The sequence below is a fragment of the Massilimicrobiota sp. mt181 genome (assembly GCF_055420065.1).
In genome coordinates this window covers 54,600-69,828 of sequence record NZ_JBVAYN010000009.1, presented here as the reverse complement: position 1 = coordinate 69,828, position 15,229 = coordinate 54,600, and the positions used below count along the sequence as shown (strand labels likewise).

The 15,229-nt window shown below is 28.5% G+C and carries 9 protein-coding genes; all 9 read left to right on the top strand.

Annotated features, from left to right (window positions below; all coding sequences use genetic code 11):
- The first annotated feature begins 3 nt into the window (after positions 1-3).
- On the top strand, positions 4-648 hold the full coding sequence (locus ACZYT4_RS06830; RefSeq protein ID WP_463783884.1) for a hypothetical protein: 645 nt from the start codon (positions 4-6) through the stop codon (positions 646-648).
- The gene (locus tag ACZYT4_RS06825; RefSeq protein ID WP_463783882.1) at positions 641-2,797 is read left to right on the top strand and encodes an Hsp70 family protein; all 2,157 of its coding nucleotides are present in this window, start codon (positions 641-643) and stop codon (positions 2,795-2,797) included. Before ACZYT4_RS06830 ends, ACZYT4_RS06825 begins: the two co-directional genes overlap by 8 nt.
- Before the next feature lie 15 nt (positions 2,798-2,812).
- Positions 2,813-5,905, top strand: a complete 3,093-nt coding sequence (locus ACZYT4_RS06820; RefSeq protein WP_463783881.1) for a hypothetical protein — start codon at positions 2,813-2,815, stop codon at positions 5,903-5,905.
- A 13-nt stretch (positions 5,906-5,918) separates the two neighbouring features.
- Positions 5,919-6,389, top strand: a complete 471-nt coding sequence (locus tag ACZYT4_RS06815) for a hypothetical protein (protein ID WP_463783879.1) — start codon at positions 5,919-5,921, stop codon at positions 6,387-6,389.
- A gap of 11 nt (positions 6,390-6,400) precedes the next feature.
- The gene (locus tag ACZYT4_RS06810; RefSeq protein ID WP_463783877.1) at positions 6,401-7,015 is read left to right on the top strand and encodes a hypothetical protein; all 615 of its coding nucleotides are present in this window, start codon (positions 6,401-6,403) and stop codon (positions 7,013-7,015) included.
- A gap of 13 nt (positions 7,016-7,028) precedes the next feature.
- Positions 7,029-9,737: a hypothetical protein gene (locus ACZYT4_RS06805; protein WP_463783875.1), complete on the top strand. Its 2,709-nt coding sequence runs from the start codon at positions 7,029-7,031 to the stop codon at positions 9,735-9,737.
- Between the two features lie 3 nt (positions 9,738-9,740).
- Positions 9,741-9,998 (top strand): hypothetical protein, encoded by a 258-nt coding sequence (locus ACZYT4_RS06800; RefSeq protein ID WP_463783873.1) that lies wholly within the window; start codon positions 9,741-9,743, stop codon positions 9,996-9,998.
- A gap of 26 nt (positions 9,999-10,024) precedes the next feature.
- Positions 10,025-13,438 (top strand): ATP-binding protein, encoded by a 3,414-nt coding sequence (locus ACZYT4_RS06795; protein WP_463783870.1) that lies wholly within the window; start codon positions 10,025-10,027, stop codon positions 13,436-13,438.
- Between the two features lie 341 nt (positions 13,439-13,779).
- A complete protein-coding gene (locus ACZYT4_RS06790; RefSeq protein WP_463783868.1) occupies positions 13,780-14,886 on the top strand; it encodes a transglutaminase domain-containing protein in 1,107 nt (368 codons plus the stop codon).
- Positions 14,887-15,229: the final 343 nt, after the last annotated feature.

Here is a 15,229-nt window from a genome sequence, read left to right as displayed (position 1 = left end):
GACATGGTATTAAAAAAACAACTCAACACAATCTTTGATGAATTAAATGGAGAAGAACATAGAGAAGATACAAAAGAACAATTCAATCAAAACAATACAGAATTAAAGATACAAGATGACATTAGAGAAATGATAAAAGAACTTAAAGAACAACAAAAACATCTTGATAAAAAACTGACACAGACATTAAAAGAAAATTCTCTTTTTCAACAACAAGTTCGTACAAACATGGCTAAAGATATAGAAACACTTCAAAAGGAACTTCTTGGAGAAAGAATGGATCCCATTCTCAAATCACTATCAGTTATTTATATAGAATATCAAGAACTATTTAAAAATGTTGAAGATGAAACTATAAAAATAAATATTCATCATTTATTTGAATCATTAGTTGAAATTCTAGAAGAATATGGTTGCATATTACAAACAAGTCAAGTAGGAGATAAACGATCTCCACATTTATCTAAAATTAGAAAAGTAATCGATACATCTGATCCTAACTTACATAATACTGTTGCTTATAGCTATAATCCTAGCATCTCAAAAGGACGAAAAGTTTTATATTATGAATTTATTGATACATATCGTTATAAACAACAAAAAGAGATTATTATAGAAAATTTTAAAGGAGAAGATGCAAATGAATAAATTGCCAGTAATAGCAATAGATTTAGGAACTACAAATTGTTTAACTGCTATATATGATCAAAATGCTCATCAACCAAGTATTATTAAGAACAAAAATGGAAATAAGATAACACCCTCAATCATTCAATTTGATGGTGAAAATATTATTATTGGAGATGAAGCAAAAGAAGCATATGAAGCTGGCGATGTAGGCTGTGTAACTGCTTTTAAACGATATATGGGTTCATCATCATGTTGTGCTTATATTGGTAATAAAGAATATACAGCTGTTGAACTAACAACTCTTTTATTGAAATATCTAAAAGATAATGTAGAAACTGTTTTGCAACAACCCATTTATGAAGTTATTATTACAGTTCCTGCTTACTTTCGTCATAAGGAAAGACAAGCAACATTGCAAGCAGCTAAAAATGCTGGTTTAAAAGTAAAAATGTTAATTAATGAGCCTACAGCTGCAGCTTTAAACTATGGAATACAACATTTTAGAAAAAATGCAAAAATACTTGTTTATGACTTAGGTGGTGGGACATTTGATGTGACTCTTATAGAGATGAGTAAAGAAAATCAAATCAATTGTCTCATAACAAAAGGAAATCATATCTTAGGTGGGAAAGATTTTGATAAATGTATTTTTAACTATTTAGTGAATCAAATCTATTATGATACAGGAATTGATATCAAAGAATACTCTGGATTTATCAATGAATTAATGGGGCGTATTGAACATATTAAAATGACTCTTACCAATGCATCTAAAGTAAAAATCAAGCTTAATATTCCGAACTATGGAGTATATCGAACAGAATTGACAAATCAGGAATTTGAAAACATAACGTCTCATCTTTTAGATAAAACAGGTGTTTTGTGCCAAGATGTGTTAGATGAATTGCATTATACATGGAATGATATCACAGATATATTACTTGTTGGCGGCTCTACAAGAATGCCTCAAGTATCTAAATATTTAGAGAAAATCAGTGGACACAAACCAATAACACAAGTCCATCCAGATGAAGCAGTCGTTTTAGGAGCAGCTATTCAATCTATATTACCGGCTCCAAAATATAATGTTTTATCTGCTTCTTCAAAACCAATCGCAAATAAAAATGCAATAGTGCAAAAGGAAAAACCAGTAACAAGTGTTTCAGCTATGAGATTAAATGATGTTCAAGCACACCCTTTAGGAATGATTGCAGTCAATGAAGAAGGAACTCATTATATTAATCAAAATATTATTCCTCCTAATCAATCCATTCCTGTGAAATGTGCAAGAAAGTTTAAATATTATACATCAGCTCAAAAAAATAATGAGATAGATATTTATTTATTACAAGGGATAGGAAATATTTTTGATTGTGAAATTTTAAATAAATATGTCATTTCTGGTATTAGACATAAAGAGGAAGGTTCAACACTTATCAGAGTTCAATATAGTTATGATGTGAGTGGTATTGTTCATATTCAAGCAAGACAAGAACAAGATGAGTGTGATCTTCCTATTAGAGAAGAACCAGTTCCTAAAGATATGAGCATGTTTGCTAAACCAATAACTCAACATCCTGATAATCAAACAACATATGTTTTTGAAATATTAGATACTTCAGGATCAATGTTTGGAGAACCTATTGAAGAGGCAAAGAAAGCAATGATTGAATTTATTGATAAACTCAAAGGAGATCATGTTTATATTGGATCTATGTCAGTTTCTAATAGAACAATCATTACTGGAAATCTCACAAATCATCCTTTAGAAGCAAAACAAGGCATAAAGAAATTATATTGCGGGTTAGGTGGATTTGGCAATTGTACACATCCTTTTGATACTGTTTATAAAAACATGCATGCTTTAAAAGGGAGAAGAATTGCTATTATATTAGCTGATGGTGTCTGGTCATATTTAGAGGCTGCAAAAAAGGCTGCTAAAAGATGTATTCAAGATGGTATAGAAATTATTGCAATAGGTTTTGGAGATGCTGATTATGATTTTTTAAGATCTATTTCTTCTAGTGATAAAAATGCAATAAAAGTGCATCAATCTCAATTAGTGAAATCATTTGGCAATATTGCACAAACGATTAGTGAAACATCTCATTCTAAATTTAATAACAATGAAGAGACAAAAACCTGGGAAGCGATAGGAGAAAAATAGAAAGAAGGATGAAATATGTCTAGAAAAAATTATTATGAAATTTTAACATCGCTTCATTTTGATAATAAGATGGATACAGATATAAAAGTCAAAGAAGCGATTGCTACATGGAAAGAAAACATAACTCTTAACTATAACAAAGAAACGGACCCTGTAATCAAAGATAATATTAAGCAAGAAATGGAATTAGAAATGGATATGAAAAGAGTTATGTTGGATGCGAAACTTAGAAAAAATGAAGCTTTACAAATGAAGGCAATCAAGCTTAAAGAATTAGAAAGCTATATAGAAATATTAAAAATGAATAGAGGGAATGAATCCCTCTTTATCACAAATGCAAGATTAAGATCAATTGTTCATGATTTTCGTTTAACATCACAAACAGTTATTCAACAACTCAAGAAAAATAAAATTGAAATTGTTACCCCTCAACAGACAATCAAATATAATGATTTATTTCTAGATAAAGTTCATGAAGACGAACTCAGTCAGAACATTATTCAAGCAAATCAGAGAAGTATTCTTCAAAGAATAGGCTGGTTATCTCCATTCACAAATTTATATGAATTTTTAGCTTGTTATGATAATCATCCAAATATAAACTATCAAAATCGTCATAGAGAAGATTTATTAGCAATTGCTTCGAAAGGTTCATTGGAATATGCGACAGATAACTCTCTAGAAGGGCACTTGATTCAAAATATCTTTTCTACAGCTAAAAATAACATTTTTAATAATTCTATCAATACACAAAAATATAACAATTCTTTAAAATTAGAGAGTTTATCTGAACTTTTTAAATTATTAGCTAATATCTCAGTAGAAATGAAGAAAGATGAAATATTTGCTGAGAATGTTATAAAAAAAATCAGAAAAGAATTTCCTGATTATGAAATAGCAAGAGCTATCTATAATTATAAATCAGGACTTTTAAAAGACCCTTATGAAAAACATGATTTTTCTATTGAGATGTATTGTCATAATTGTCATTCATTAGAAACATTCTCTACACTACAAGAAGCGAAAAGATCAAACTGTAAAGTATGTGGAGAACCTCTATTTATAAAATGTCCAAATTGTGGAAAACTGATTCCTTCTTCCAGCAAGCAATGTCAATTCTGTCATTTCTCATGTCAGGAAGCGTCATATTTTGATTTATATTATCAATTATCTTTACAGGCATTAGAAGATATGAATTTTAGTGAAGCAAAAAAGATGATGATAAAGGCGAAAATTGCTAATCCAAAAGAAGAAAGAGTAAAAGTTCTAGAAAAGAAAATTCAATCCCAAATAACAAAATTCAAATTTCCATTAGATAAATTAAATCATCTTATACAAGAAAAGAAATATGTAGAAGCATCAAAATATATTTATGAATTAAAGATAAAATATCCTCAACTCCATCTAAAAAAAGAAGAAGAGTTGATTTTAAAGACATTAGAAAATATAAGATATAAATTTTCTCATAAAAGTTTTCAAAAATATGAGGGTGCTAACACATGTGTGGAAATTTTACGTGAAGTGAAAGATTACACTCCAGCAAAAGAATATTTGATAACAGTGCCCCCACATCCTTCACGCTCTTTTCAAGCTCATTATATACAGTCTCAAAAGGGTGTTGTCCTTGATTTTCAACCAGTCACAGATTTAGGTGTGAAATACGTCATTATTCGAAAAGAAAATGAAGAACCTAAGAATATCAATGATGGTAAAAAAATATTTTCTAGTCAATCAACATTAGAATACATAGATACAAGTGTTGAATCAGGAATTCAGTATTTTTATGCATTATTTGTTAAAAGAGGTTCAACAATATCTTCCCCAATGACAACAAGTATTATTGTTTGTCGTGATATAGATATTAATACGTTTCATTGCTTTGAAGATTCTCATCAGTGTTCTTTTAGCTGGAGACTTCCTAAAAATGCAAAAGGAGTCAGAGTATTGAGAAGTGAGCGAAATGTATCTTTTAAGCCAGATAAATATACCAAAGAAGTTGCCAATAATGTGATTCAATATTATGAAGATCATGATGTGATAAATGGAAAGATTTATGAATATCGTTTACAGGTTATCTATTATATCAATAACGCTATACATTATAGTCGAGGTATTGTTAAACAAATGATGCCAAATGCTATTGCATTAAAAACAGTTATACAAAATGCAACATATTTAAATGGTGAAATCACATTGACATTATCATCGCAAGATAATTATGTACAAATTCTTGCATTAAAAAAAGATTTTGTTAAAGAAGATACAGTCTTAGATAGTAGTACGCTTCATCAATATGGTGTTGTTTTAACAACTGTAAAGGGGCAAACAGAAGTTAGAATCAGAGTCCCTAAAAATAAAGTATATAACCTCACAGCTGTTACTATTTCAGGTTTAAAAGCTATTGCTGGAAATGTTGTGAGTATATCATCATACGAAAAGTATGAAATTGATAAATTAAAAACAAAGATTAATAACTCAAGATTATATATTCATATTAAAGAACCATTAAACAATGATGTCACTAATTTTTATTATTCAGTATGTACCAAAAAATCTTCCAATGAGAAACCACCATTTTTAACTCGAGAAGATATTCATAAAATGAATAAAATATCTTTCAATACATATCAAAAAGACGGGGCAATTATTGTAGAACATATATCAGAAAAAGAGCTTTATATAACAGTGATTGCCCAAATGAGAAATGGTAAACAAATCTTTTATACTGAACCATCTAAATATCGTATAAATAATAGTCCTAAAAAAATCATTCAGTATGATATTTCATGGGGAGGAATATTTAAAAATAAAAAAGAAAAAGCAATTTTAAAAATTAATTGTTTTGATTGTCAGGATGAATTGCCCGAATTATATCTTGTAGGAAGTAAATCTGGAGCAGTTCCAACGGGATATAGAGGAAATGATATTCTCACAATTTGTCATCTTCCTTCATCTCAGCAATCTTCTCAACAGATTCTATTATCTATGGATCGTTTAAAACTATTACCCAATCAAGCAAAATTACGTTTATATATGAATAAAGAAGATCAAGAAGAATTTGAAGCTCAACCAGTTTCGGTTAAGAACTTAATAGTACCAATAAAATAGGAGGAATGAAAAAATGTCTCATATATTATGCCCATACTGTGCATCAAAAATTACACCTTCGAATGTGAAATATGAGTGTTTAAGTTGTGGAAAAGAAATTAAAATTTCAGCACTTGAATCAATGATGAAAATGATGCCAAAGTGTAAAAATGAAAAATGCACAAAAGATAGAAATGTTGTTATAAAATGTAGAAAATGTGATTCATATTTACCACCAGATATTTTTCAATATAAAGGCTATCTCCCTTTTTCTCTGGTAGGTATTAGTGGAGCAGGGAAAACAAATTTTATCACGGTGTTATTGGAAGAGTTGAGAAGAAGTGGAATCATGTCCGTTTCTCATATGAACAAAGAAACTATTGAAAGATTTAAAACGGAAAGAGACCGTATATATTATGAACATATTCCTTGTGATGCGACACCTAGAGGAGATATACTTCCCTATCAATGGAGAATACAAAAAAAGTTTCTAACTCTAAGATAGATTCATATTGTATGACTATTTTTGATGGAGCAGGAGAAGATTATGAATGTGTAGATGAGAAAATTCTTTTATATATAGCTGCATCTCAATATATTGTTTTTCTAGTTGACCCAACTGCTTTATTACATGTAAGAAGAAGCATTTCTAATAAAGATTCGCTTGAATGGTCTTCTGCATCTCAGTTTTATAATGATTATCAAAAAAATGAGGCTTCACAAGAACTTGTTCAAGATATGGCTGCTTATATTAGAAAAGCAAGACATATTAAAGTAGGACGTTCTATAGATACACCCGTTGCCATCTGTTTTACAAAAATTGATTTATTACTGGATCAATTTGGACAGCAAACAATTACTAGACCAAGTCCACATGTAAAAAATCAAGGCTATAAAAGTGAGGATGGGGCCCTTGTAGATCAGGAAATAAGAGATTATTTAAAAAGAATTGGGGAACAAAGTTTTCTAAATGCTGTAGATACAAACTTTAAAAACGTTCAATTTTTTGGTGTTAGTAGTTTTGGGAATTCACCCATTGGTCAGAAATCTCTTGGTTCAATAGAACCGCATAGAGTTCTTGATCCACTTATGTGGATATTATCAAAAGAAGGAATTGTTCCAAAATTATAAGGAGGTAAAAAATATGTTTAATCAAATTGTGTATACAAGATGTGTACCATGCCGAGATCTATTTGATAATGGAAAAATAAGAAATCAGGAAGGTTATGCGATTAGAACATTTAGTCCAGAAATTTATAATGATTGCGATATAAATGAATTAGAAAAAATTCAGAAATATATGAAGACAAGAAATGAATCTAAGACAGGTATAAAAGTAGGTTTGATTGATTCTTTTGAATATTTTCCTTTGAATTATTCCTATGTTATAGGATATGAGCATCAAATTAGTAAAGCACGTCGTACAACGTATGTTAAACATTATTATGTAGGTGATATTCAAGAATATCCTATTCACTATTTAAATGATGACTTGTTTAGTTATTGTTACAAAGAAGAAAAAGACTTTATAGGAGAAAATGAAACATTAGAATTTGCGCCTGTCGTGGATTTTACACCAACTGTATTTTTCACAAAAGAAGCTGCTGCTCATTTTTATCAAGATGGTAGACAAGATGCAATAGAATCTTGTATTAGTTTTCTTGTTGAACAATATAAGCTTCCAATACAAGAAAGACAATTCTTAATTATTAAAGATACACCAGAAAATGTATTGAAATGGATTGTATGCATTGAATATGCCTTGCCTTTAGAACTTGCCAAAATGATTTCATTTTCTACAAATACCAATATAGCTCAAACAACTCCAAGATCATATCGCTATTATACAGATGACCAGAATAACTTTTATGAAAATAACTTAAAGGGAGATACAAATCTGATTCAAAATTATTACTTTATGATTGCTGGTATACATCCTGAAGGAAGTCATGCTCATGACTTCCAACCAATGCCAAATGCGCCTTATGTCATTGTGGATGGGGTAAAAAAACAAGCAGAATTTGAAATTGCCAAAAATCTAAGCTATCTTCGATTAGCATGTCAATATAATCAAGATTTTGAAGATTTTCAAACAATTTTAAAAGATTGCCAAAATTATTCATACCAGACTTTATATGATTTGTTTGATGCTTATATGTATATATTAGATGATAAGCAAGATATTTCAAAATGGGAGTATACAAAGTTATTAAAATCTATGCAATGTTTTTCAAAGTTTCTAATCTCAGGTAGTAAAACAGAAAAGATGTTGGTTGATTTTATCTATGGTGAATATACCAGCCATAAGCGTATTTGGCTTCATGATGAACAAAACAATCTTCAAATTATAAAATTATTAATTCAATTCATTGATGATCTTCAAGATAAACAATATAAAGAACATTTACATAATTTCGTTTTTCAAATGATAACTTATATTATGAATACAAAATATTTTACTGAAGAAAAAGCTATGATGTATTGGCAGATGATAAATACAAACAAAGAATTATCTACATACATCTATTATGAATTCTTTAATGAACAAAGAATAGATAGTGAATATATGAATCAATACTGCATAGAAGATTTAGATTATTTAGTATTCTTTATTCAATTATTTAATCATTATTTAGAAGGTTTCCATTTGGATGTATCTTTATTAAAAAAACATCCTATATGGAATACATTATTAAGTCATTTGTATGCAACATTATTAGAACTTGAAGATCATCAAGAATTATATGCAATGGATAAATTAATTGAAAATTATGACAATGATCTTATGAATTTTTTTACCATCCAATATGCTAAAAAATATGGTTCAAAACATAATATCACAAAAAAATGGGTGACATTTTATGGAAAATGTATTTCAGGAGATTTAAAGAATCAATGTCAAACAATGCTATTATCTGGTATTGATACAAGCATAGTAGAAATATTATTAGTCAATTACTTAGAAAATAAAAAGATATTAGATCAAGATTTATTTTATTCATTTATGTTGTTATACAAAAATTTACAAGGTCATGATGATGAATTTGGAGATATATTTTTTAGAAAATATATTGAAATTGCTTTATTACAAACACATCCATATAACAGTATTAAAGATTTCATTGATTTTATTATTGATTATCAATTTCCTAGTCAAATCAAGCATCTTTTATTAGATAAAGTTGATGCAATTATTCATCCTGTTGTTAAAGATATAAATGAATTAAAGTTTATTGAATATCTCGTTAATCTACAAGTTGATTATTTCTTGCCACATGTTTCAAAAGCACAGTTTTATATAAAAATCACTCACCAAGTGAAACAAGCAAAACAGTTGGATGAAGAACTAGGTGAACAATGTTTAGCTCCATTTCTTGTTGAAACAAAGGAGGATTTAGAATTTGTATATGAGATTATAGAACCCTGTTGCATATTTATGGAAACGCCTGAAATGATTTATAAATTATTAAATATCTTTAAATTTCATAATCCCATAGAGTTCTATCGCTATGTGCAAACTGTTTTGATATATCTTATTAGAAAATCATATAAAAATAAATATCTTCTTAAGATAGTTTTAGAATTTCTAGGAGGTCAGGTTGATGATAAAAAAAGTAGTTATTATTCATATGAAGATATGGAAAAAGCTTTTCATTTAGAATTATATGAAGAATTATCAAAAAATTATCATGAAAAGACTTGGGAAGGAATGATTGATTTACTTGATGGTTCATTAAAAGGAACAATTATGAAATTAAATGAATCAGTTCAAAAAAATTATGAACTCAAATATCAAAGAAAGTCTCAAAAATTATTAAAAACTTTAAAATCTAAATTCAAAAAGGAGAGATAGAGTATGGCAAATAAAGATAGTGATATTTATAAAAAATTTAGACAAGATATGGAAGAAAAATATGATTACGAACATATGGATGAAAAAACGAAAGAAAAGTTTGATAAGGATATAGATCAAGCTTATCAACAAGTTATGGAAAAAAAGGACGATACAGATGATGAAATAATAGATCCTAAAGAAAGAGAAATTATTGATGAACGTCAAGATTTAGAAGATGATGTAGATAGAGATAATGAAGATGATGATAGATGTTTGTAGTTTTATAAAGAAAGAAGGAGTATGAGATGAGTATTGTAGATGGGAAATTTCAACAAAGAGAAAATATTAAACCTAAAACACAACGTAGTCAAAAATCGCAAGAAGAGCAAACCAAGCAGCTTTTAATGACACAAAAGAGATTGGAAGGATTAAAAGATTCATTACAATTATTAGATATATTTATTAACAATGAACATATGGAAATATTATCTCCAGCAAATAAAAAAGATTTATATGAAAGTCAAGTTATTCAATTAGAGAATAGTAAGAAAAATAGATCTCAAAATATTTCTATTTGCCGTTTAGATAAAATTATGTATAACGTTAATGAGGATAACTTTGAAAAACTTGTGAGTGTTTATCTAGCTATGTATGGTTTTGGTGGTATTGTAGGTCTCATCATTCAAAGTGATGGACAAAGTATACAATTTTATTTGTGTACAAATACAGATCAGAATCAAGAGATTGCAGGTCAATTACTTCAAAGCAATATCAATGGACAATTTCCAGGATGTACTTTAACGACTTTAAATTCATTTGAAAAAGAAAAACTTTTAGATTCTTTTTCAAATGATTTAAAAGATGATTCAAAAGCAATCGTTAAATCTTTAAGTATTATTCCTGGAAGACGACAGCAAGAACAAGAAAAAGGAAGAGTTTTGACATCACAAGGTTTTGAAAAGTTTATTGAAACGATGAATGGAAAATCATATACATTACTTATTTTGGCCCAAAAAGTTTCACCACAAACTATGGATCTAGCAAAGTCTGGATATGAAAATATGTATACTTCTTTATCTCCATATGCAAAAGAACAAGTTAGTTTTGCACAAAGTGAAGCAGATACGTTAAACTTTGTCATGTCTCAAGGGATAGGACATTCCACTGCTCATTCTATTTCTAGTGCTTATGGGAGTGCACATACGTTGAGTATATCTAAAGGAAGAACGAAAAACTCTGGATCTAACTTTTCATTTGTTAATCTGGGCTTTGGAAGTGGATCAGCATATAATGAAGGATTTTATAAAGGAGATAGTCAAGATCAACATGAGGTTACAGGTGATGTGGAAGGATATGTGGAAAATATAAATAAAAGTAAGGGAGAAGGAAAAACATTTACCCAAACTAAGACAATGACTATTTCAAAAAATCATAAGTCTGTCATTGAAATGCTAGAAAAGCTTGATGCATTAATCAAAAGAATTGAAACAAGTCAGATTTTTGGTATGTGGAATAGTGCTTGTTATGTTGTGACAAAAGAGGCATCTACCGCATCTATTGCAACTTCGACATTGACTTCTTTACTTGCAGGCGATAACAAAAGTTCAACACATGCTTATATTAATGAATGGAATAATACGCATTTAGAAGATCGTAATAGAATATTAGAAAATTTAGGTCATTTATATCATCCTGAAATTGAATTAACAATGTATAAAGAAGATGAAAATCATCAAAAAACATTTCTATTAGATGAATTTGGGAAACCCGTTGCGACTCAAATTCTAACCCCTGCTTTAATGGTTTCAGGTAAAGAAATACCTATTATGTTATCATTACCTGGAAATTCAGTCCCTGGGATTGTAGTAGATCATATGGCAGAATTTGGTAGAAATGTATCACAACAATGGATAGAAGAAATAGATTCATCTAAAAAAATAGAGTTTGGAAATATTTATCATATGGGTAAGGAAGATAATCAAAAAACTGTATTAAATTTAGATACATTTGCCTCTCATTGTTTTATATGTGGTGCACCTGGAGCTGGAAAGAGTAATACCGCTTATAATTTATTATATGAAATGATTCGAAGACATATACCTTTTCTTGTCATAGAACCTGTCAAAGGGGAATACAAAATAGAATTTGGTGCTTTAAAAAATATCAATATCTTAACTGCTGCTCAAAGTGAAGATACATTACTTCAAATCAATCCCTTTGAATTTCATCCTAGAATTCATATACGCGAACATCTCGATAAGTTGATTTCTACAATCAGTGCCTGCTGGCCTTTATATGGAACAATGCCTGGTCTTTTAAAACAAGCATTTGAAAGAGTCTATATAGAACATGGATGGGACTTAGAGAATTCTAAACGTATTATTGAAAAAGGAAGTAAGTTCCCAACATTTAGAGATTTAGAAACTGCATTAGACGATATTATTGAAAATTCTACTTATTCTAGACAATCTAAAAGTGATTATAAAGGCGCTTTATTAAATAGAGTTTCATCTTTAAATAATGGTTTTGAAAGTCAAATCTTTGGTAATTCTATAGGTATATCAGACAAAATTTTATTTGATAGTTATACAATTATTGATTTAAGTAGTATAGGTTCAGAAGAAACCAAATCACTTATTATGGGTATACTTATTATTCGTTTACAAGAGTATAGAAAAGCAACTAGAGACAATCCTAATGCCTCATTAAAACATGTGACAGTTTTAGAAGAGGCACATAATATTTTAAAAAAATGTTCACAAGATACTAATATTGAAACAGGAAATATGCAAGGACAATCTGTCAAAATGCTATGTAACTGTATTGCTGAAATGCGAAGCTTTGGTGAAGGTTTTGTGATTATTGATCAATCACCTTCATCCATAGATGAAACAGCTATTAAGAACACTGCAATTAAGATTGTTATGAGATTACCTGATAAATACGATTGTGAAGTCATGGCTGCTGCATTATCTCTAGAAGATAATCAAATGAGAGAGTTAAGTCGCTTAGATATAGGCGTTGGGGCAATCTATCATGTTGGCTGGACAAATACTATACTTGCGAAAATGGGAAAAGTCTGGGACAAAAAATGTCTAGGAAACAAAAAGATTGAACCTTATAATAAGAATTCATATATTCAAATCAGTGGAGCTATTGTACAGCTTCTTTACTATAAAATTCATACAAAAGATTTTTATGATCTTAAAGAAGAAACAATAGATTTATTAAAACTATTATCAAATTCTAAATCAACATTATTACCAATAAGTAAACAAAAAGAAATCATGAATTATCTTCATGCTTTCTTTGAAAATAATACTATAAATATAAAAAAGAAAAATGACAAAGTATTAAAAACTGAATTAATAGGTTTTATCTATTATTTTTTAAAACTTCAAAGCTTCTTTAAAGTTGTGACACTTTCAGAAGTCAATACAAAGCCAAGTCAAAGAGAACTCAATCAAAAAGAAAAAATAGCAAGTTTAAGATGGTTTAATAAATTAAAAGATTTATTAGGACAATATATTGTTATGCCAGAATCTGTGAATCCTGATAAATACATATGGCCTCATAACCCTGAAGATGCTATGTACTATTTAGATATACTAAGAGAATTGATTTATTATTATGGACTAATATGTATCCAAGAAAAAAGTGATTATTCATATTTAAATGCTTTAGACTATCTAGATAAAATAGGGGTATTTTCTCAATAATAATCATTTTGAGTTTCATATAAAAACATATATGATTGACAATAGAAAATCAATATAAAAAGACGTGTAGAAATCTTTCTTAATTAAGAAGCTATCTCATGGTAAGAGAAAATAAATATATTAAGTATCTTTAAAAAATAAGTTTGATGAATAAATCTATTGAAGAAAATAAGAAATATGTTTTTTTAGGAGCATTTGTTTATCAGGAATTTAATGAATGTTTAATGTTTCTATCAAAAGAGGAGGGTAGAGATTATATTGATTTTTAAGAAGTTCTTTGGGATAGTGATGATGAAATAAAAGAGGCTTTTTAAAAAATGGAAAGGAGAAGTATTTTACGTATGAATAGGCTTATGAAAAAAAAGAATAATGTAGATTGTCTTATCAGCAGTATTTTAAGTCACGATATAACATTTACACTCTATAATGTCATGAGAAGCTTTACTGGTTTAATGAAAGAAGCGCTCATCAAAGAACCAAGATTACTCATGTATATTGATGGATATGAGTATCAAGTTTATAAAAGAGGTTCTTTGTCACTTGCAAGCGATTATATCGTTACAATGAAATATGCTAAGCATTTCCCTAAAAGTATAGATGATGTCATTATGGATGATGGAACATATGATTTATATAGTTATAAAAAGTTCGTCAGTCCTGAGGAATTATTTTTTGTGACTAATGATAGTGAGGCTTTAAAAGAAAGGATAGATAGTTCATTTTCAAATTTTTTAACTCAGTACGAAGGTATGCAAGGGTACCAAATCCATTCATCATATATATCTGATATTTCTAATCATTATAGATTATATATGAATTTTCGTTATATTATGCCTTTAAATCAACTTCAAATGTACATTAGAAAATCTCAAATTCAGGCAAATCTTATTGCTAAAGATTTAACACGTACTTTAACATTACCACCAATTATTAAGATTTATCTTGCATTTAGTTATCTACAACAAAATTGTGATTATGATTATAGAGCATATCATAATCTTGAAAAAGATCAAGAAAGTATCTTTATTGATCCTATGCCTCATTTTTCATATGGTCCATTGTTAGAAAAAAGAGGAATATGTGGGGGAATAGCGTTTGCTTTTCGTACACTTATGGAATCATTAAATATCGAGTGCATTGTTGTGAATGGGTATTTAAAGAATAAGCAAGGTCTTATGCATGCGTGGAATATGGTTAAAGTCAATAATCAGTATTATCATGTCGATGCAACATATGGAATAGAAAATAATGGTATTTGTATTAGTAGTTTTATGAAAGATGACAAAGATATGAAATTGGGATATACATGGGATGAAAACTATTATCCTAAAGCCAGTGGAAGACAATTTCATTATGATTTTATAGAGAATTGGCTTATTAAACATGGTGATGATTTAATTGATACAGGAATTGATGAAGATATTGTTTTTCCTCACGTTTATGAATAGTTAGTCTTAGTGATTAACTATTTTTTATTTTATAACTATGTTTTATTGAAACGAAAGTCTTATAGATGAATGGAAATGATATAAATATAATTTGGGATATTTTTATAACATTTCCCTTATAAAGTAAGGAGGTGAATCTGTTCATATCTTGTAGATAAATAAAAAATTATAAAATTATAAAAAGTATAAAAACCTCCAAAGTGCTCTTTCTAAAAAATTCTGTTATCTACAAGATATTTGAGAATAGTTTCTCAAAGAAACTATTCTTTGATTATAAGTATTTTCATAATATCTAATAAAGTGGGATATTTGATAAGCACTTTTCTTATAAAGTAAAGGAGGT

Bases quoted from the DNA above. Each gene is read 5' to 3' on its own strand.
- ACZYT4_RS06830 (WP_463783884.1), top strand. From the start codon at position 4: ATGGTATTAAAAAAACAACTCAACACAATCTTTGATGAATTAAATGGA.
- ACZYT4_RS06825 (WP_463783882.1), top strand. From the start codon at position 641: ATGAATAAATTGCCAGTAATAGCAATAGATTTAGGAACTACAAATTGT.
- ACZYT4_RS06820 (WP_463783881.1), top strand. From the start codon at position 2,813: ATGTCTAGAAAAAATTATTATGAAATTTTAACATCGCTTCATTTTGAT.
- ACZYT4_RS06815 (WP_463783879.1), top strand. From the start codon at position 5,919: ATGTCTCATATATTATGCCCATACTGTGCATCAAAAATTACACCTTCG.
- ACZYT4_RS06810 (WP_463783877.1), top strand. From the start codon at position 6,401: ATGACTATTTTTGATGGAGCAGGAGAAGATTATGAATGTGTAGATGAG.
- ACZYT4_RS06805 (WP_463783875.1), top strand. From the start codon at position 7,029: ATGTTTAATCAAATTGTGTATACAAGATGTGTACCATGCCGAGATCTA.
- ACZYT4_RS06800 (WP_463783873.1), top strand. From the start codon at position 9,741: ATGGCAAATAAAGATAGTGATATTTATAAAAAATTTAGACAAGATATG.
- ACZYT4_RS06795 (WP_463783870.1), top strand. From the start codon at position 10,025: ATGAGTATTGTAGATGGGAAATTTCAACAAAGAGAAAATATTAAACCT.
- ACZYT4_RS06790 (WP_463783868.1), top strand. From the start codon at position 13,780: ATGAATAGGCTTATGAAAAAAAAGAATAATGTAGATTGTCTTATCAGC.